Genomic DNA, 690 nt, shown 5'->3' with positions numbered 1-690 from the left:
ATTCGATCGGCTCGCTGCTCGGACCCGCCGTCTGCGGCGCACTCGTGGTGTGGACCGACCCGGCCTGGGTCATCGCCATCGACGCCGGCACCTTCCTGGCCAGCGCGCTGTTCCTGGCCGGAGTGCGTACCTCGTCCGCCAAGAACGCCGTTCGCGAGGGTGAGAGCTTCGCGGAACAACTGCGGCACGGCTGGCGCGAGTTCAGCTCCCGCACGTGGCTGTGGTCCCTCCTCGCCTACACCTCCCTGGCGTGCACCTTCGTCCTGGGGCCGGTGATGGTGCTCGGCATCGCCTTCGTCGGCGGCAAGGAGAACGGCGCCGCCCAATGGGGCACCGTCATGGCCGCGCAGGGCGTCGGCTCCCTCCTCGGCGGGCTGGTGGGAATGCGCGTGCGCTTCCGCAGACCGCTGCTGGCGTCGGTGTTCTGCACGTTCGGCCTGGGCGCCTTCGCCGCCCTCCTCGCCCTGCGCGCACCCGTGTACGTCCTCGTCGTGGGCTCGCTGCTGTCCGGCGCCGGCTTCGCCCTGCTGCACATCCTCTGGACGAGCAGCCTCCAGGCCGATGTGCCGTCCGACGCGATGTCCCGCGTCAGCGCGTACGACGGTGTGGCGAGCGTGCTCTCCATGACCGTGGGCTACTGGTGGGCTGCCCCGGCCGCAGCGGAGTTCGGCGCCGCACCGTTGTTGTGGT

1 protein-coding gene is annotated in these 690 nt (G+C 71.0%); it reads left to right on the top strand.

All coding sequences use genetic code 11. The features are described 5' to 3' along the window. Window positions 1-690, top strand: a 690-nt coding sequence (locus BZL64_RS38690; RefSeq protein WP_143663478.1) for an MFS transporter, incomplete at both ends; no start/stop codon positions are given.

The organism is Streptomyces bobili, assembly GCF_002154575.1.
Classification (GTDB): Bacteria; Actinomycetota; Actinomycetes; order Streptomycetales; family Streptomycetaceae; genus Streptomyces; species Streptomyces bobili.
This window is presented reverse-complemented; position numbering and strand designations above follow the sequence as displayed.